Source organism: Pseudomonas sp. 8(2025), from assembly GCF_052665325.1.
The window spans coordinates 1-15411 of sequence record NZ_JBQOIE010000032.1 but is presented as its reverse complement, the minus strand read 5'-3'; the positions used below and the strand labels follow the sequence as shown (position 1 = coordinate 15411).

Genomic DNA, 15411 nt, shown 5'->3' with positions numbered 1-15411 from the left:
GGTGTTCACCAGTTCACCGCCAGTTCACTAAGCGGGTGAACCAGCCTCTAACAAAGATCCGCGGGTTTCCGACCCCGTGTCCTCGGGAGCGTCCCAGGGTCCCCGGCGGGATTTTCGCGCCCCATATCGGTGCAAAAAGCTGAAAGCCCCGGATTACGTGGCCTCCAGAGCATTAACCCCGATCCTCGGGGACAGGTGGCACCTCACACACCCCGATTCGCTTCGCCGCCCACCGCTCGTACAGGCCAATGGCAACATCCGCCCCGGCCATCGCCGTCAGGCAGCCAAAGGCGCCCGCAGTCCAGACCGATACACCGGCGCCGATCAGCAGCATCATCGCCGCCATCCCGCAGACGATGCAGGCACCGGACCGCAGCGCGAGGCGCCGCAACAAGGCCCACCCTCGCGCCCCTTCCTTGTCTGCTCGCCACATCTCCCCGGAAACCCCGCCCACCAGGGAAAGAACGATCACCAACCAGATCGGCATCTCTGCCAGCGCTTGTTGCTCATTAGTCATGTTGTGCCTCGAATGATTGAGCGCGGCAGACGCCGAAAAAAGAAAACCCCGCCAGGGAAGGCAGGGTTTTCAGTGTCCTGGCTTGCGCCAAGGCGGGGTGCACAGCACGTGCTCGGTGAGCGCCAAGGCGCAAATTGCATATCGTGGGGACTTTTTACCCCTCTCCGGAAAAACCGAAAAGGGGTCATTTTCGGTTGTTCAACTCCACGCAACTTTGACGCAACTTTGGCTCACCTTTGAGGTAAACCACCCCGACGAACGGTCAGCAGGCTTGCCGGCGTTTCACCGTCGAAACCCGGGTCAGATCCGTATCAGCATGCCCACTGCGGCGAGTGATACCGCGTGTCGTAGCGCTGCGCACCGTGAGAATGAGCTGCACCTGCTGATGCAGCCGATGGACCCAGTTTCGGTAGGTCCGGTCAGCATCCTCAGACAGACCCAGCAGCGCCAACTGAGCACGAACAGTCAGGGGCCTTTCCGGCAGGTACCGGTTGTAGGCCAGCTTTGCCAGCCAGGCGCCCTTTTCTGATTGGCGCTCAAGTTGTGCAAGCGCTGCTGCAACCTCGCAGGCAATGTGATCCATACCAGCACCACCACCCGGCAAGCGAGGCCCCGGGGCGCCACGGGGAGCGCTGCCGCCCCACTCCATAATCGTCGCCATTGGGCTGCCCAGCCCGCCGCCATCACCAACCCGGCAGCACTGGTGGCCCCAATGCTTCATCAGCTCTTCGATTTCCTCAATCATCGCGCCATCCCCCTGAAAATCGAACCCGACACAAAAAACGCCATACCCAACACAAACCCAACACAAATAAATCCCTTTAAAATCAATATCTTTGTCGACTTTGAGTTAGGTGTGTTGGGTGTGTTGGGTTTATCGGTCCTCGCATGAGAAGGAATTCCAACGCCACGCTCACCAACAAATAACGTCACGCATGCGCGCACGCGAAGCAAAACCCAACACACCCAACACACAGCCCGCAAACCCGCGAAATTGAAGGGCCAAACCTGTGTTGGGTTTGCAATATCGACCCGACACACACCCAACACACTCGACACACTCTTAGCCGTAGTCATGCGGCAGCCGCCTTAATGTGGTCCCAGTTGTCCACGTTCCAGCCCGCCAACCGCGCCTTGGCCCGCCAGTTCTCCACCTGCTTGCCCAGCTCGGCCGCTTTCATTGATGGGGGTGGGGAAGCTTCCGGGTCGACGGGAAAGAAGAACGCACCAAACCGCCGGTTGTTGCCATCGGTCCAGGGGATTGCCCGCGTCTTGTCCACCTCGGAACTGATGAACAGCGAGAACTTGGTCTGGCTCATCACGTGTTCCTTGTTGCGCTGACACCACTCAAGGAACAACGAATAGAGGTCTGTTGACAGGCACGGTCCCCAAAGGCCATGCCCCAGCTCGCTGTACTTCCACAGGTGCAGGAACGTCTGCCAGCCGGCACGACTCAAGGCCACCAGGCGCTCCCGGGCCTCAGTTGACGGTGGTCGCGTGCGTTGGTTGAAGTCGCCCAAGTCAATCGACAGAAGCCAGCCATACAGCGCAGCAACGCCGCCCTGCTCAAGCTCGCGCCCGATTGCCTTCTGCCGCTCCACCGGCAGGGTTTCCATGGGCCACATGACCAGCATCCGGCGGTCGCTCTCGCTGATCGGCCAGGGCAGGATCTCGTTGCTCAGGAACACCGCGTTCATGTGGTTGGCTTCTTCCCAGCCGTTAATGAACTTGGATTCCATCCGGACGGTCTTGCCGGTGATCAGGTGCTTGATCTTGCCCACCTGGTTGTAGCGCTGGTCACGACTGACCACCTCCTCAAACACCGACCAGAGCTTGCGGCTTTGCCAAGCGTTGAAATTGCTTTCCAGCTGGGTCTGTCCCACGGTTGCCGCGTACTGGCCGTACAGCATGCCCAGGGCGTCGGCGAACAACAGACTTTTGCCCGAGCCCTCCATGATTGAGTGCATCAGCACCGCTGTATCCATCTTGGCGCCCAGGTGCTGCAGCGGGTACGCCAACCAGCGCGTCAGCCACTGGGCCGCCGCCTCGTCGTGGTTGCACAGGAACGAGATCAGCCACCGCAGGTTGGCACAGGCGGCATCGTCCCTGACGGGCTCCAGCGGCAGGCCATCAAAAGTGTTGATGTACACCGCCGGGTCCTTGGTCATGGTCGGGTCGAACACGATGTGCTCAACGTCCACCGTGCGCCGCTCGCTGCTGTTCAGCCACAGCGGATAGGTATCGCCAAGGGCCATCTTTACCGCGCCCTCGGCAATGCGTCGTTTTTTCTCCCGGTCCCAGACGTCCTTGGTCCCGTCGATGTACACATAGCGATCAGTCGGCGACATGCCGAAGGCATCACCCTTCTTACCGGCCATGCGCCGCGCCTGCTCGATGTCGCTGACATGATCGGCGGAGATAAGCCTCTTGGCGGTGTTGTCCAGCCACTCCTTGGCAATGGGCTTGCTGACCCGCGCTTCAAATGCCGACTTCTTCATCGCCCGCGCTTGATCGCAGTCCCACACATGCGTGGTGCCCTCGATCAGGGCAAATCGCCGCAGCACTTGGTCAACCGTCAAGGCCTCCCCCGCGCCCCCCATAGGAGCCGGAGCGGCCTCGCTGGCCTGGATGTCGCCGCCCAGGCTCGGCCCGCTCAGGTCATCAGAAGGGGGCGGGGGAAGGTCTCGAGGATCTGGCCTGGACGAATGCTGCATGCCGAGCAACCGCGCCGCCTCTTTCACGGCCCGGGATTGATCGCCGTTGTGTTCCAGCAGGCAATACACCTCAAAGGCATCATTCTGGTGACCGTTGGCCAGCGGATCGGCGCCATGGTGCGAGTAAACCTTGCGCTCCTTGACCGTGATACCGGGCATGCCAGTGCTGCTTTGCGCATATAGCCACTTACTGCCCCGCTTGATATAGCCATGGGCCCGCAGCAGCTCCTCGACGTCGTGACAGCGGTTGAACTCATCAATCACCGACGGCTTGTCGCCTTTGGGCGCCGGGCGCTTGAGCGCTTTGCCCGGATCCTTCTTAGGCTTCGGCGCCCACGGGCAGGCTGCCTCGGCATCCCGCTTGAAGATGTCCCAGTTGTTCCAGATCGAAAGCAGCTCACCCGGCAGCACCGGCAGCCCTTCGGCCGCATTGGGCGCTTTCCGCCAGAAATAAGGCTTACCCGTGCCGGGATGAATCGACGGGGGCAACACGTCCTGCACCAGGCCAGCGCGCAGCTCCAGCACCGTGAAGCGCTGGAACTGTTGCGCCTCGGCCTTGGCTGCCGCCTCCCCTGCCAGGTCACCAGCTGCCTTTGCGGCCTTGGCCTGAGCCGTCAGCCGCTTGTAGATCGATCCATCTGGGTCATTCTCATTCGGCCAGGATAAAGAATGGCGGGTCAGTTCCAGATCATCCGGAACCCGGAACATCACACGGAAGCGCGCCGGGTTGCCGACCACAGTCGGGAACACCAGCGCCATGGCATCCAGGTCGATGCCGTGCAGTTCGTAGAGTACGTGGCGAGTCCACTGGACATCATCGACATCGAGCGAGCAAACCCGGCTCGGGCCAAGCACCACACCCAGGTTGTGCGCGGGGTTTTGTTGCCAGAAGCCTGAGGCCGCGTCCGCATCGGTGAAATAGCCGCCGGGCTTGTTCCAGCCCATCCCCTTGGGGGCCTTCTCCCCTGGATCGATGGGAACCAGGGCTAGAGCGAACTCCTCGACATAACGACGGGCCCACTCAGAAACGGCCAGTTCCTTAGCGTGATCACCCATGAACTATGCCTCCAGCGAGGCCAGCACCTACACAGTGGCTTTGATCTGCTCGAGCGCTTGCTCCACCGAGATCACTTGGTAACGTCGCTGAACCTGGAATTGCTCCAGATTGGTTAAGGCCAAGTCTCCAGCACGCAAACATGCCACCCCGTCCCACTCGTCCACTAACCGCGAACAACCAAATGCCCGCATAAATGCATCCGCATTTCTGGTCTTGCCCGAGCCCGCCGGACCGGTAACTATCACTGGCTTGCACATAAAGCACCTCAATGGAGTGTTCAAGATGTTGAAGGAAGAACTGCGGCACACACACTTCCCCTACTGCATACAGCGGCAGGAAGACGGCACCTACGTTTTCACCAATCGCAATTACAAGCCGATTGGTTTCATGACCGGGGGATGGGTGAACTACGACGACAGCCCAATTGGCGTGAAGATCAGCGAACTGACCCCAACTTTGGCGGCCAGGCTGGACCATAAAGGCCGAGACAACCTCGACCGTATCTACCTCTACGGCGATAGCTGCGTACCAACAGCCGACCAGAAATACATGGACGCTTACCTGGGCAGGCTCGGAATCTTGATGAAACTGCGAATTGCAGACTAAGGATTTAAGGGAGGCCGGATTAACCACGCTTGGCCTCCCGCAACTCCTGGCAGCTAACACAGGTCTGGCATCCCATCACCTTCTGCCGCCGAAGAGGCGGAATAGGCTCGTCGCAGTCTTCACAGAATTCCGCGCTAGCGGCGCCAGTTGCCAAGCGCTGACGGCGCTCCAGTGCGACCTGGAGGAAATAGTCGGCCTGGTCGTTGGCAATATCGATCACGTCAGCCATGGTCATAACCCTCCATCGCTGCACGTGCGCCCGCCATGATGCCGAGCACGGCCCGAATCACGTCATGTCCATGCTTCTCCAGCTCCGCAACCTCATGAGGCTCCCAGATATTGTCGGCCGCCCCCTCATGCATGCTGGAGACGAACAAGCCCGTTTCGTGCAGCAACTTACTGACAGCCAAAAGCGCTTGTTTGGTCGGGGCTGCAGGCTCTGGCTTGTACCAAACCATGCCCGCTGGCCGCATCAGCGCGTCCAGCAACACCGGACTTTCCGTCAGCCGGATAACCTCTTCCAGCTCGTCTGGGTCCAGCCAGCGATGCTCGAAATCGTGCTTTAGCTTCTTCTGCAGGGTGTCGTAATCCATGACCATATCCAGCGCCAGCGCAGTGACACCGCCCGGGTAGTTATGGCCGGCGCGATAGAGCGCCTTACGCAATGGGAGTATTGGCTCGACGGCCTTCGGTTTTGCTACGCGACTCATAACCGTAAATACCTCTTTTACGGTCTAGCCAGACCCTAGGGCGCGCCCTATCATCCGACCCACGACCGGTGTGCTGTGCGAATCGTGCTGTGCAGCACGGCTCATCGTTCCAGTCGATCCGGGGAATTCTTGTGGTGAGAGGCCCCGGACCGACGCCTAAGCGGCGACTTGCATGTACCTCGTGTAAGTCGCCGCAGCCGGCCTGGTGTTTCTTTGGTGAGAGGTTCCAGGCCGGTGCTTCAAGTGGCGGCATGTATGTGCTGGTGCTGCCACCGCTGGGCCGGGGAATCTTGTGGTGAGAGGCCCCGGACCAGCACCTTTTTCTATGCCACTTTAGAACCGCGCAAATATGCCCAGTCGATATCCGGGCGAAGTTGTTCACAAGTCACCTGCCCCTGAGTTTCACGCTCAAGAGACACAGCCAGACCACCGCTTGCACGGCGATGACCATATGCAATTTGCTTTAACTGACCTGCCGTCGTATCGCAGCGCGCCGCCAGCTCGGCCAGCTTGGCCTTGTCGAGAACTTTTATGTATGTATGCAAGCTCATGTGCACCTCCGTTTCGCAAAAGGTAGCAGCCGCTAACGGAATTAACAATAGCTGCTTGCAATTTACAAAATGCTAAACGCTTTTAAGATACCTTCATGAATATCAGCCAGCTCCGCGTTGAAGCCTTAAGAGCACTAATCGGCGACCTCAAAACAAAGGAGTTCGCTGACCGCTACAATTTGGATCCCTCCTACCTTTCCCAATTGCTGAACGGCCATAGACCTTTGGGTGATAAAGCCGCGAAGAATCTTGAAGATAAGATCGGCTTGACTGGCGGAACACTGTTAATGCCCGCGCGCTCAGCCCAGGATGGGTTAGCGCCTGGCATCGAACCAGGCCCATTACTCATCAATCCTTTCCGGCGGGCTCCCCTTCAAGGAGTGGCCCAATTGAAACAAGATGGAGCATGGGAAGAACTGGCAGCCGGGAATGGCTGGGTGGACGTTCCAACCTCTGACCCAAAGGTTTACGCCCTACGAATTAAAGGCGACGCACTTGCCCCGGCAATACGCAATGGCTGGGCCGTATGGTGCGAACCACGCCATGCACTTGTCCCAGGAGAGTACGTTCTTGTGAACCTGATATCGGGCACAGGGATGATCAAGGAACTGCTTTATGCGAATGACGAAGAGGTCAGCCTGATGTCAGTGAATGACACATACGGGCGACTAACCGTACCCCGCTCAGAGATCAGCACAATTCACTACGTGGGCGGAATCCTCCCACCGAGTCAAATTCAGACATAAGCCCACAATGAAAAAAGCCGCTATGTGCGGCTTTTTTTTGCGTCAAGGAAAAATAACTTAGCCACAGCTATTGTTTATTTCGTTAGCCATTGCTAACTTTGATTCGTACACCTCTCACCAAGAGTACGAATTATGCAAACAACTACACAGCACAGCCCTACCCGCTGCCCGGTGTACCTCCACCCCGCAGCCTGCACCAGCCCCGAAGCCATCGACAAGATCCAGCGCCAAACCGGCCTGCTGGTGATCGCCACCACCCGACGCACCGCCGCTGCTAAATCGGTAGACCTGGGCCCGTTCGGGGGGGATGCAGCATGAAACCATTGCTGATTGCCCTTGCCGGCCCGGCTCGCTCAGGAAAATCCACCGCCGCTGACCACCTGGTACGCAACCACCTACTGGAGCACTACGCCTTCGCCGACCCGCTGCGCTCTGGGCTCATGGAGATCTTCAACCTCGACCCGGACGACTTCGAAGGCGAGCGCAAAGAGCAGCCCCTGGCCTGGCTTGGCCGGTCCCCGCGTGAACTGATGCAGTCGATGGGCACAGAGTGGGCCCGCCAGATGGTGCACCCAGACGTGTGGGTGAGGATCGCAGAGCAGAACCTCAACTACCTACAAAACTCGCTGTCGAGCGTTGTCGGTTTCGTCGTCAGTGACGTGCGCTTCGAGAACGAAGCAGAGTTCATCCGCCAGCGCGGGGGCACCATCATCCACATTCACCGCCCTGACGCTCAGGCAGTGAATCCGCACGCCAGCGAGGCCGGCATCCAGATACAGCAGGACGATCTGATCGCACGCAACACAGCCTGTCTGTCCGCATTAAAGGTGGAAATCGACTGTTGCATAGAGGTCATCTACCACCGCGCCCAACGCCCTGCAGCTTGAGGCCAACGCCATGAACCGCACCCTGGACGAAACAGCAGCAGTGCTCGGGCTTAAGCCCCGCACATTCCGCGCAAAGCTCCGCGAGCTGCGCATTCTTTCCAAGGATGGCGACCTGGCCAGCCACCACCGCGACCAGGGCCACCTGTTTTCAGATCCGCGCAGCGTGCAGATCGGCAAAACCGGCCGCTACAAGCACTACGCCGTCGTCATGGTCACCGAGGCAGGTGTGCCGTGGCTGGCAAAGAAACTGGGCATCACCATCACGAACAAGGACGCCGCAGCATGAAGACCAACTACTTCAACGCCTACACCCAAGCACTCGGCGCCCTGGCCCTGATCCCGATCTACCTGACCAGCCCCGGCACCGTGAGCAAAGCCACCCTGATCGGCACCGCCAACGAGGCCACGCTGGCCCTGGCGAGCATGCCCGCCTGCGCGGTCGAGCTTGCGGAGGTTTATCGGTGCGTCAGCAGCGTGATCCAACCCGGCCAGATTGCTTACGTCACCCCGACCAATGTTCCCGAAACGCCATTCGGCGCCGTCGTGGCGGATGAGCGCGGCCTGATCTGCGCCGCTGCCCGAGGCGCCAGCAAAGAGGGGCTGGCGGAACTGATCCGCCTCAAGCTGCAGCCCGCCGAAGTGGGGGCCGGGGAGGCAAGCACATGAGCGACACCCTCGACCAGCTCCGGCGCCAGTTCGCCACGCCCTGCCCCACCCTGGCGGCGGTGCGGGAGCAGTACTTCGCGCACATTCGCACAGACCGGCATCTGCTCAGTGAAATCAAAAAAGGCCGGGTGAAGCTGGTCGTGACGCGCCTACACGGGTCTGCACGCGCCAAGCCAGTTGTTTATCTGCACAACCTGGCCGCCTACCTCGACGCCCAAGCGGAGAAAGCGGCGGCCTGACAACGGTGGCCCCTGCCGTCCAGGGGCGAACATCCAGTGAGACACAGCACATGAAACCAACCGACACCGCCGAATTCATCGGCGAACTCAACGCCGGAGTCTTCGCCAGCCAGATCGGCCACGCGCTTTCAGAAGTCGCTGCAGGCGTGGTCGACCACAGCAAGGTCGGCACAGTGACCATCACCTTCACCTTGAGCCAGATCGCATCCAGCCATCAGGTAACCGTCAACCACAAACTGGCCTACAAGGTGCCAACCAAGCGCGGCAGCCGCAGCGAGGACACCACCCTCGACACGCCGATGCATGTCAACGAAGGCGGGCGCCTGACCCTGTTCGCCGAGGCCCCTGGCCCTGGGCAGTTGTTCGACCGGAACGACGCACCGATTCACGCCAAGTCCTAAACCACCCTGCTCCAAACCTCTCACCACAAGGAACAGATCCAATGGAAGCCAAAGCAATTCAACTGCTCCAAGACACCGCCATCCTGGCCCACGCCAAGCGCCTGGACACGCACACCCCAACCCTGGTGCTCCCGTCCGACCAGAAGATACACAGCATCGAAAAGTTCCAGCCTCTGCGCAGCCGCTTCCGCGGTGAGCTGGTCACCCACTCGCTGCACGACTTCGGCAACTACGTGCAACACCACAGCACCGAAGCTACAGCCGCCGGTTTCGTTGACGCCGAACAGATGCGCTGCACCGTGTACTTCAACCTGGGTGACATCACAGCCCCCGGTCACGGCGACTTCACCGCAACGCTGAACCTGCGCAAGACCGCCGGGTTTCAGGCCCTGGAGCGCGCCGCCAGCACGACGTTCCAGCAGAAAGACCTGAGCGACTGGATCGAAGACTGGGCCCCCAACCTGGCCTCGCTGGCCGCCGACGACTCCCCCATCGACTTGCGCAAAGCAGCGAGCGCCATTCGCTCGATCAGCATCGAGCAGGCACGCAAGAGTGAGCACGTCGTGGGCGACCTGAGCGCATCGCGCTCCGCCATGGACCAGATCGAGGCCAAGTCGTCCGAAGGGCTGCCCGCCGAATTCCGCTTCACCGTCGAGCCCTACGAAGGGCTCACGGCGAGAACCATCCGCTTGCGTGTGGCGGTACTGACCGGCGGCGACAAGCCACTGCTCAAGCTGCGCTGGATCGGCGAGGAACAACTGCGCGAAGACCTGGCCCAGGAATTTAAAGAAGTCGTCCAGGCCGATGTGGGCACCGCAGCAACGCTGACCATCGGCAGCTTCAAGCTGGCTTAACCACCTGCAACACCCCGCCGCCGTCCTCTCACCACGTTACACATCCGGCGGCGGGCTCTAACGAGGATCACAGCACATGCAAACTCAACACCTGATTATCATCGCCGCTGGCCAACTGGTTGGTCTGGCCTTACTGGTCTACTTCATCCGCCGGGCGTTCCTGCGCGCCTTGGCACGCGCCACAGCAGACGACCGCGACCGGATCCATGCACTGAACAGCGATCTGGCCCGAGCTGTCGAGGTCCGTGAGGAACTGAAAAAGCAACTCGCCGACCACAACACCCGCCAGCGCCAGCTCAAGGCGCAACCCTTCACCCTGGAAGACCACCAGACCCTGATCAGCATCGCCCAGGCACTAGGCCTTGCTGCCACGACGTACAAGGCAATCCCAGGGACGGCCCCCGTCCAGGCGAGAGCAGACGCCCTGGCCTCACAAGCCCGCGCCCTGGCCTATCGAGTCTTCCATACCGTCACCGCCGCTACCGCGCACAACAGCGAATCGCTGGACACCCGACTCATTGAATGGCTCAACACCCACGGGGACCTCTGGGGCGGCCTTGAGAACAGCACAATCACCTTCCCGCATGAGGCAGACACCGAGGGCTATCCGCATGTACGCGAAGCACTGAGGGAAGCCTACGAGTTGCACCAGCAGCACGAGGCCCGCGAGCTGGGCCAGGAGAACGCAGCATGATCAACCAGGCATCAGCGACCAGCGCTCCGTATGCCGCCGTCGCAGCAATTGAATTCGCCCTCAAGGACGAAGACGGCCTGATCTTCCTGCAGCTCTGGAACGATGGCGAATTCGACGCCATTCGCGCCGAGTGGGAGAACGTACCCGATGAAGTGTTCATCGGCGCCGACCCGCTGTTCCAGCCCACTGCTCAAGCAGAGACGACTGAACAGGAGGCAGCAGCATGACATCCTTGAAAACACCTCCTTTCAGCTTCAAGACCCAGTACTCCCTCGGGTTGAACGCTCAAGACGATGAGATCGTCGTTGACTTCTTCTGCGGGGGCGGCGGTGCCGGAACCGGCCTGGAGATAGGGCTGGGCCGCGCAGTGAACGTCGCGAAAAACCACAGCCCTGCAGCGATCAGCATGCACACCGTGAACCACCCAGGCGCAAAGCACTACACCACCGACGTGTTTGAGGGTGATCCGGACACCGAATGTAGCGGCAAGGTCGTTGGTTGGTTCCACATGTCGCCAGACTGTACACACCACAGCCAGGCTGCCGGCGGCCAGCCACGCAAGCGCGAGATCCGCAACCTGTCGTGGATCGGCCTCAAGTGGGCAGGCAAGAAGAAACCCCGCGTTATCAGCCTGGAGAACGTGAAACAGATTCTGCAGTGGGGCCCCCTCGTTGCAAAGCGCGACAAGGCTACAGGCCGGGTAGTGAAACTCGGTGGCAGTGTGGCTGCCCCTGGTGAGGTTGTGCCGGCTCACCAGCAGTTCCTGGTACCAGACCCAGCCCGGCGCGGCCGGACTTGGGCCGTGTTCGTCGCCGAGCTGCAGCGCCTGGGATATGCCGTCGAGTGGCGCGTGATCAAGGCGTGCGACTTCGGCGCGCCGACCAGCCGAGAACGCCTATTCATGATCGCCCGCTGCGACGGCCAGCCCATCGTGTGGCCAGAGCCAACCCATGCCAAGAATCCGGCCAAAGGCCAGAAGAAGTGGCGCGCCGCCGCCGAGTGCATTGACTGGACGATCCCGAGCAAAAGCATTTTCGACCGGCCGAAGCCGCTGGCACCTGCAACCCTGCGGCGAATCGCAAAGGGCATGAAGAAATTCGTCCTCGATGCTGCTGACCCGTTCATCGTGCCAATTGCTAACTGGTCGGGCGACAGCGTGCAGTCAGCCCATGAGCCGCTGCGGACCGTGACGTCCTGGCCCCGCGGCGGATCATTCGCCATGGCCAGCCCGATCATCGCGCCAGCAACGCACCAGGGCAGCGACCGGATCAACGACCCGTCCGCCCCGCTACCGACTGTGACCTGCGCGAATCGAGGTGAGCTGACGCTGATCAGCCCAACCCTGATCCAAACCGGATACGGCGAGCGCACCGGCCAGGAACCCAGAGTGCCTGGCCTCGACCAGCCGCTGGGCACCGTTGTTGCCGGCGGCGTCAAGCACGCCATAGCCGGCGCTGTGCTGGTGGGTACTGGCGGCCCTGAGTACTCCGGCAAGCCGGCGCCAATTGACCAGCCTACTGGCACCTTGATGACTCAGAACCACCGATCAGTGGTGACTGCGCTCATGGCCCAGATGAACGGCGGCTTCAACACCACGGCCGCCAAGAGCATTGAGGCCCCAATGACCACGGTGACCAACTCAGGTAGCCAGCAGCAGCTGGTTACGGCGAACCTGCTGCACTTGCGCGGCAACTATGATGCGAAGGACTGTGCCGAACCACTGCACACCGTCAGCGCAGCTGGCACCCATCACGGCGTGGTCGAGTACACCCTATCGCCAGAACACGAAGAGGGAGCCTTGCGGGTCGCGGCATTCCTGATCAGCTACTACGGCACTGAGAACGTGAGTGCTGTCAACGAGCCTGCCCCAACGGTAACTACCAAGGATCGCCTCGGCTTGGTCACCGTCACGATCAAGGGAACACCGTATGTGATCGTCGATATCTGCCTGCGGATGCTGCAGCCCTCCGAGCTGTACAAGGCCCAGGGCTTCCCCGACGACTACATCATCAGCCACGGCGCTGACGGCAAGCCATTCACCAAGACCCAACAAGTTCACATGTGCGGCAACAGCGTCAGCCCACCGCCGATGGCAGCCATCGCCCGCGCAAATGACCCTTGGCGCCAAACTGAGCAATTTAAGGAGGCCGCATGAGCCAGAAAACTCTATGCGACTGCAACCAGGGTCGCTTGCCCTGCACCTGCAACCCTCAAAGCCCGGAAGCCCAACAACAGCAGGATCAGAACGCCGCTCGCCAGCGTATCGCCGTGCTTGAAAACGCCTACATCCGGGCCGGCGAGCGCGAGCATGAACTGCGCGTCAAGCTGCATGCAGCCAAGCAGAAACTGGCCGAAATGGATGCGCTGTTCGGAGCATATGGCGACACGCTGCGCCCGTTCCTGGCGTTGATGGTCCGCGAGCTGAAGGCCAACAGCCATAAGGGCGACCGCGATGGCTGGCTTGGCATGACCGCCGCAACGGCCTTCAACGAGATCACGCACCACCACGACAAGCTCGGCGAGGCGCTTTCCGCCCTGGACTACCCGCAGATCAGCGAGTACGCGGCCGACGTGGCTAACTGCTGCATGATGGTGCTGGATGTGATGGGGCTTCTATCCGCCAACGCAGAGCCGAGTGCAGGAACCTGCATTGACAGCAATCCGTGCGGAGGGCCTGCCGAGCAGCCAGCGCCGGTTACTGATCAGTGGCCCAAGCTTGAAAAGCCTGCACTGGTGGGCGCTGGACGATTCAGTGTCGGCTTGTCCGCTCGCCTGGTAGTCGAGGCAGCGCAGCGGCACTACGAATACGAAATAACGCCAGAGAACGAAACGCTGCGTATTGCGACGGGCCAAAACTTCCTGGCGCTGCTCGCACAGCTCGAGCAACTGCGGGGGTTGCGCCCAGCGGTCCCCCCTCGCCCGCCGGAGGGCAACGGATTGCCCCGCTATGGCCTGCGCTGGAATGGTCCGCAGCAGCCCTTGGCCACTCCCATGGACGACGGCTACTGGACGCCATGGCACCTGGCCAACGAGCTGCGCAAGGATGCCGAGCGGTATCAATGGCTACGCTCCCGCGACCTCGAAACCATCAGACATGGCGGCGTGTTCGCTGGCATAACCCCACAGAACATAGTTCTCAACGAGGAAACCTTAGACGACTCCATTGACACCGCTATGGCCAAGGAGGTGCAGCCGTGATCGCCCTCGCCTACATGGCCCACCTTGACTACAGGGGGCCGCAGTCATGAGAAGCGACATGGAGATTCAAAGCGAAACACTCGCCGAGGAAGAACTGGCAGCCATCACTGGATACCAGATTCCTTCAAAGCAACTGGACTGGCTCAATCAAAACGGGTGGAAGTTCGTCCTAACGGGGGCAAGACGCCCCGTGGTTGGCCGAATCTATGCCCGAATGAAGCTGGCAGGAGTCAAGCCGTCCGCCGAAAACGTGGCCGCCGAAACCTGGTCACTTGATCTTTCGCGTGTGGGGTAAGGAATGCGCCCGAGAAAGGCAGAAAACAGAGACCTGCCGCCGCGGATGCTGCGGCGGGTTAGGACGCTCAAAGGCGGGAAGCAATGGGTTGGGTACTACTACGACGGGAGGGATGAATCAGGGAAGCGCAAAGAGATCCCCTTGGGCGGCGATCTGGACATTGCAAAGGCGGAGTGGGCGAAGCTCGATTGCAAACCGCTGCCGAAGAAAAATACCAGGCTTGGGCTGGTTTTCGATCGATACGAAGCAGAGATCATCCCGGCAAAAAAACCAAGAACTCAGCGCGACAACCTCCTCTCGCTTACCCAGCTAAGGAAGGCATTCAGCGACGCCCCGATAGACGCCATAACGCCGCAAGTGATCGCCCAATACCGCGACAAGCGAACAGCGAAAGTCAGAGGGAACCGTGAGATATCGCTCCTATCTCACATCTACAACATCGCGAGGGAATGGGGAGTCACTGACAAGGAAAATCCGGCGGCCGGTGTACGCAAGAACAAAGAGACCCCTCGAGACTTTTATGCCGACGCATCGATCTGGAACGCCGTCTACGGCGTTGCTGTATCAGAGCTGAGGGACGCCATGGATCTTGCCTACCTTACCGGCCAGCGCCCGTCTGACGTGCTCTCGATGCGAGAAACGGACGTGGCAGGCGGATTTCTACAGGTTGCCCAAGGCAAAACATCGAAAAAGCTTCGAATCCGACTTGGGGTAGAAGAGGAAAGCAATGACCTGGGCAAGCTCATAGGCAGGCTTGTTGAGCAACGCAGAGCGCGAGCAGTGCGAAATCCCTACCTGGTTGTCACGGAGGACGGTCGGAAGGTCACTACAGCCATGCTGCGCCTGCGGTTTGATGATGCTCGCAACGTCGCGATCTCGAGGGCGCTCGAAGTAGAAGACGCTCACCTGGCGGCAAGCATCAGGCAGTTTCAGTTCAGAGACATCCGCCCGAAGGCTGCAAGCGAAATTGACGACCTTGGGCAAGCGAGCCGCCTGCTTGGGCACACCGACAAGCGCATCACTGAAACGGTGTATCGCCGGGTCGGAGAGATCGTGAAACCCACTCGATGACAGCAAAATTCGTTTCCGCAACCCGGCCAGCCCCCCTTGAATTTAGCGGCTTACACGGCCTAGATTTGAAGCAGCATGCGGAAACGAATAACCAATAACCTAATGATTTATATAGATTATTCTACAGACTTGAAAACCGCCGACTGTAACAGGTCCTAGAGTTCGAATCTCTACGCCTCCGCCAAATCTCAACGAGAAAGCCCTG

General features: G+C 60.2%; 21 protein-coding genes. 15 read left to right on the top strand and 6 right to left on the bottom strand.

What is annotated here, in order from left to right; translation table 11 throughout:
• Nucleotides 1-172: 172 nt before the first annotated feature.
• The 3 genes from ACUXVH_RS31020 to ACUXVH_RS31010 all read right to left on the bottom strand — a co-directional run bounded on the left by ACUXVH_RS31020 (nucleotide 173) and on the right by ACUXVH_RS31010 (nucleotide 4287).
• Nucleotides 173-517 (bottom strand): phage holin family protein, encoded by a 345-nt coding sequence (locus ACUXVH_RS31020; RefSeq protein WP_445496777.1) that lies wholly within the window; start codon nucleotides 515-517, stop codon nucleotides 173-175.
• A 262-nt stretch (nucleotides 518-779) separates the two neighbouring features.
• Nucleotides 780-1262, bottom strand: coding sequence for a hypothetical protein (locus ACUXVH_RS31015; protein ID WP_445496775.1), 483 nt, complete (start codon nucleotides 1260-1262; stop codon nucleotides 780-782).
• Between the two features lie 328 nt (nucleotides 1263-1590).
• A complete protein-coding gene (locus tag ACUXVH_RS31010; RefSeq protein ID WP_445496773.1) occupies nucleotides 1591-4287 on the bottom strand; it encodes a bifunctional DNA primase/polymerase in 2697 nt (898 codons plus the stop codon).
• Nucleotides 4288-4570: 283 nt separating this feature from the next.
• Between ACUXVH_RS31010 and ACUXVH_RS31005 the strand changes: the two genes are divergently transcribed.
• Complete coding sequence (locus tag ACUXVH_RS31005) at nucleotides 4571-4894, top strand: hypothetical protein (RefSeq protein ID WP_445496771.1); 324 nt, start codon at nucleotides 4571-4573, stop codon at nucleotides 4892-4894.
• A 19-nt stretch (nucleotides 4895-4913) separates the two neighbouring features.
• On the opposite strand, the gene ACUXVH_RS31000 is transcribed toward ACUXVH_RS31005, so the two are convergent.
• The 3 genes from ACUXVH_RS31000 to ACUXVH_RS30990 form a co-directional block, all read right to left on the bottom strand.
• The gene (locus tag ACUXVH_RS31000; RefSeq protein ID WP_445496769.1) at nucleotides 4914-5123 is read right to left on the bottom strand and encodes a TraR/DksA C4-type zinc finger protein; all 210 of its coding nucleotides are present in this window, start codon (nucleotides 5121-5123) and stop codon (nucleotides 4914-4916) included.
• Nucleotides 5116-5604 carry a phage regulatory CII family protein gene (locus ACUXVH_RS30995; protein ID WP_445496767.1) on the bottom strand — a complete coding sequence of 163 codons (489 nt, stop codon included), beginning with the start codon at nucleotides 5602-5604 and terminating at the stop codon, nucleotides 5116-5118. The genes ACUXVH_RS31000 and ACUXVH_RS30995 overlap by 8 nt, the downstream gene beginning before the upstream one ends.
• Nucleotides 5605-5927: 323 nt before the next feature.
• Nucleotides 5928-6155 carry a transcriptional regulator gene (locus ACUXVH_RS30990; RefSeq protein ID WP_445496765.1) on the bottom strand — a complete coding sequence of 76 codons (228 nt, stop codon included), beginning with the start codon at nucleotides 6153-6155 and terminating at the stop codon, nucleotides 5928-5930.
• 95 nt (nucleotides 6156-6250) lie between these two features.
• Here ACUXVH_RS30990 and ACUXVH_RS30985 point away from each other — a divergent pair, with 95 nt between their 5' ends.
• The 14 genes from ACUXVH_RS30985 to ACUXVH_RS30920 all read left to right on the top strand — a co-directional run bounded on the left by ACUXVH_RS30985 (nucleotide 6251) and on the right by ACUXVH_RS30920 (nucleotide 15206).
• Nucleotides 6251-6901, top strand: coding sequence for a LexA family transcriptional regulator (locus ACUXVH_RS30985; RefSeq protein WP_445496763.1), 651 nt, complete (start codon nucleotides 6251-6253; stop codon nucleotides 6899-6901).
• A 132-nt stretch (nucleotides 6902-7033) separates the two neighbouring features.
• The gene (locus tag ACUXVH_RS30980; RefSeq protein WP_445496761.1) at nucleotides 7034-7219 is read left to right on the top strand and encodes a hypothetical protein; all 186 of its coding nucleotides are present in this window, start codon (nucleotides 7034-7036) and stop codon (nucleotides 7217-7219) included.
• The gene (locus ACUXVH_RS30975; protein ID WP_445496759.1) at nucleotides 7216-7788 is read left to right on the top strand and encodes a deoxynucleotide monophosphate kinase family protein; all 573 of its coding nucleotides are present in this window, start codon (nucleotides 7216-7218) and stop codon (nucleotides 7786-7788) included. Before ACUXVH_RS30980 ends, ACUXVH_RS30975 begins: the two co-directional genes overlap by 4 nt.
• 10 nt (nucleotides 7789-7798) lie before the next feature.
• Entirely contained in the window at nucleotides 7799-8074 is a 276-nt protein-coding gene (locus ACUXVH_RS30970) for a phage antirepressor KilAC domain-containing protein (RefSeq protein WP_401332195.1), read from the top strand.
• Entirely contained in the window at nucleotides 8071-8454 is a 384-nt protein-coding gene (locus tag ACUXVH_RS30965) for a hypothetical protein (RefSeq protein ID WP_123430135.1), read from the top strand. The genes ACUXVH_RS30970 and ACUXVH_RS30965 overlap by 4 nt, the downstream gene beginning before the upstream one ends.
• Nucleotides 8451-8693, top strand: coding sequence for a pyocin activator PrtN family protein (locus tag ACUXVH_RS30960; protein WP_123397462.1), 243 nt, complete (start codon nucleotides 8451-8453; stop codon nucleotides 8691-8693). Before ACUXVH_RS30965 ends, ACUXVH_RS30960 begins: the two co-directional genes overlap by 4 nt.
• A gap of 50 nt (nucleotides 8694-8743) precedes the next feature.
• A complete protein-coding gene (locus ACUXVH_RS30955) occupies nucleotides 8744-9094 on the top strand; it encodes a hypothetical protein (protein ID WP_102879044.1) in 351 nt (116 codons plus the stop codon).
• Between the two features lie 41 nt (nucleotides 9095-9135).
• A complete protein-coding gene (locus ACUXVH_RS30950; protein WP_445496756.1) occupies nucleotides 9136-9948 on the top strand; it encodes a DUF2303 family protein in 813 nt (270 codons plus the stop codon).
• Between the two features lie 76 nt (nucleotides 9949-10024).
• Complete coding sequence (locus tag ACUXVH_RS30945) at nucleotides 10025-10642, top strand: hypothetical protein (protein ID WP_401332187.1); 618 nt, start codon at nucleotides 10025-10027, stop codon at nucleotides 10640-10642.
• The gene (locus tag ACUXVH_RS30940) at nucleotides 10639-10869 is read left to right on the top strand and encodes a hypothetical protein (RefSeq protein ID WP_401332185.1); all 231 of its coding nucleotides are present in this window, start codon (nucleotides 10639-10641) and stop codon (nucleotides 10867-10869) included. Before ACUXVH_RS30945 ends, ACUXVH_RS30940 begins: the two co-directional genes overlap by 4 nt.
• Nucleotides 10866-12797 (top strand): DNA cytosine methyltransferase, encoded by a 1932-nt coding sequence (locus ACUXVH_RS30935; RefSeq protein ID WP_445496753.1) that lies wholly within the window; start codon nucleotides 10866-10868, stop codon nucleotides 12795-12797. Before ACUXVH_RS30940 ends, ACUXVH_RS30935 begins: the two co-directional genes overlap by 4 nt.
• Entirely contained in the window at nucleotides 12794-13840 is a 1047-nt protein-coding gene (locus ACUXVH_RS30930) for a hypothetical protein (protein WP_445496751.1), read from the top strand. Before ACUXVH_RS30935 ends, ACUXVH_RS30930 begins: the two co-directional genes overlap by 4 nt.
• Nucleotides 13841-13898: 58 nt before the next feature.
• Nucleotides 13899-14135 (top strand): DUF4224 domain-containing protein, encoded by a 237-nt coding sequence (locus ACUXVH_RS30925; protein ID WP_401332179.1) that lies wholly within the window; start codon nucleotides 13899-13901, stop codon nucleotides 14133-14135.
• Nucleotides 14136-14138: 3 nt separating this feature from the next.
• Nucleotides 14139-15206, top strand: a complete 1068-nt coding sequence (locus tag ACUXVH_RS30920; RefSeq protein ID WP_445496748.1) for a tyrosine-type recombinase/integrase — start codon at nucleotides 14139-14141, stop codon at nucleotides 15204-15206.
• Nucleotides 15207-15411 lie beyond the last annotated feature (205 nt).

Coding starts and splice junctions, on each gene's coding strand:
- ACUXVH_RS30940 (WP_401332185.1), top strand. CDS start 10,639: ATGATCAACCAGGCATCAGCGACCAGCGCTCCGTATGCCGCCGTCGCA.
- ACUXVH_RS30980 (WP_445496761.1), top strand. CDS start 7,034: ATGCAAACAACTACACAGCACAGCCCTACCCGCTGCCCGGTGTACCTC.
- ACUXVH_RS30960 (WP_123397462.1), top strand. CDS start 8,451: ATGAGCGACACCCTCGACCAGCTCCGGCGCCAGTTCGCCACGCCCTGC.
- ACUXVH_RS30950 (WP_445496756.1), top strand. CDS start 9,136: ATGGAAGCCAAAGCAATTCAACTGCTCCAAGACACCGCCATCCTGGCC.
- ACUXVH_RS30945 (WP_401332187.1), top strand. CDS start 10,025: ATGCAAACTCAACACCTGATTATCATCGCCGCTGGCCAACTGGTTGGT.
- ACUXVH_RS31010 (WP_445496773.1), bottom strand. CDS start 4,287: ATGGGTGATCACGCTAAGGAACTGGCCGTTTCTGAGTGGGCCCGTCGT.
- ACUXVH_RS30955 (WP_102879044.1), top strand. CDS start 8,744: ATGAAACCAACCGACACCGCCGAATTCATCGGCGAACTCAACGCCGGA.
- ACUXVH_RS30920 (WP_445496748.1), top strand. CDS start 14,139: ATGCGCCCGAGAAAGGCAGAAAACAGAGACCTGCCGCCGCGGATGCTG.
- ACUXVH_RS31015 (WP_445496775.1), bottom strand. CDS start 1,262: ATGATTGAGGAAATCGAAGAGCTGATGAAGCATTGGGGCCACCAGTGC.
- ACUXVH_RS31020 (WP_445496777.1), bottom strand. CDS start 517: ATGACTAATGAGCAACAAGCGCTGGCAGAGATGCCGATCTGGTTGGTG.
- ACUXVH_RS31005 (WP_445496771.1), top strand. CDS start 4,571: ATGTTGAAGGAAGAACTGCGGCACACACACTTCCCCTACTGCATACAG.
- ACUXVH_RS30970 (WP_401332195.1), top strand. CDS start 7,799: ATGAACCGCACCCTGGACGAAACAGCAGCAGTGCTCGGGCTTAAGCCC.
- ACUXVH_RS30930 (WP_445496751.1), top strand. CDS start 12,794: ATGAGCCAGAAAACTCTATGCGACTGCAACCAGGGTCGCTTGCCCTGC.
- ACUXVH_RS30995 (WP_445496767.1), bottom strand. CDS start 5,604: ATGAGTCGCGTAGCAAAACCGAAGGCCGTCGAGCCAATACTCCCATTG.
- ACUXVH_RS30935 (WP_445496753.1), top strand. CDS start 10,866: ATGACATCCTTGAAAACACCTCCTTTCAGCTTCAAGACCCAGTACTCC.
- ACUXVH_RS30975 (WP_445496759.1), top strand. CDS start 7,216: ATGAAACCATTGCTGATTGCCCTTGCCGGCCCGGCTCGCTCAGGAAAA.
- ACUXVH_RS30965 (WP_123430135.1), top strand. CDS start 8,071: ATGAAGACCAACTACTTCAACGCCTACACCCAAGCACTCGGCGCCCTG.
- ACUXVH_RS30990 (WP_445496765.1), bottom strand. CDS start 6,155: ATGAGCTTGCATACATACATAAAAGTTCTCGACAAGGCCAAGCTGGCC.
- ACUXVH_RS31000 (WP_445496769.1), bottom strand. CDS start 5,123: ATGGCTGACGTGATCGATATTGCCAACGACCAGGCCGACTATTTCCTC.
- ACUXVH_RS30985 (WP_445496763.1), top strand. CDS start 6,251: ATGAATATCAGCCAGCTCCGCGTTGAAGCCTTAAGAGCACTAATCGGC.
- ACUXVH_RS30925 (WP_401332179.1), top strand. CDS start 13,899: ATGGAGATTCAAAGCGAAACACTCGCCGAGGAAGAACTGGCAGCCATC.